1 protein-coding gene is annotated in these 319 nt (G+C 51.1%); it reads left to right on the top strand.

Annotated features, from left to right (window positions below; all coding sequences use genetic code 11):
* On the top strand, nucleotides 1-204 hold a 204-nt coding region (locus PAN08_RS17990), incomplete at its 5' end, for a hypothetical protein (protein ID WP_269792872.1).
* Between the last annotated feature and the right edge of the window lie 115 nt (nucleotides 205-319).

Here is a 319-nt window from a genome sequence, read left to right as displayed (position 1 = left end):
GGCTTTTCCGCTTCGTCAACACCTCATTTCGAGGCGGTTGACGCTGCTGCTTCTGCGGCAAACCCGAAGGTCTTTCGTCGAAGCGAGCCGCCTATTATGTCAGGCTTTTCGTTTCCGTCAACAACTTATTTGATGAACTTGAAGTTCTTCTTGAAGTTGTCGTTGCAACTGGTGATGAAAACCAGGTGCTTACATAAAAAGTAAAACCCCGCTGCGTTGGCAGCGGGGTTTTGGGTAAAGCCCCTGACGATGACCTACTCTCGCATGGCTTAGGCCACACTACCATCGGCGCAGCTACGTTTCACTTCCGAGTTCGGGA

The sequence above is a fragment of the Stenotrophomonas sp. Iso1 genome, from assembly GCF_027497995.1.
GTDB lineage: Bacteria > Pseudomonadota > Gammaproteobacteria > Xanthomonadales > Xanthomonadaceae > Stenotrophomonas.
The sequence above is the reverse complement of the archived record's forward strand: the minus strand, read 5'-3'. Positions and strand labels throughout refer to the sequence as shown.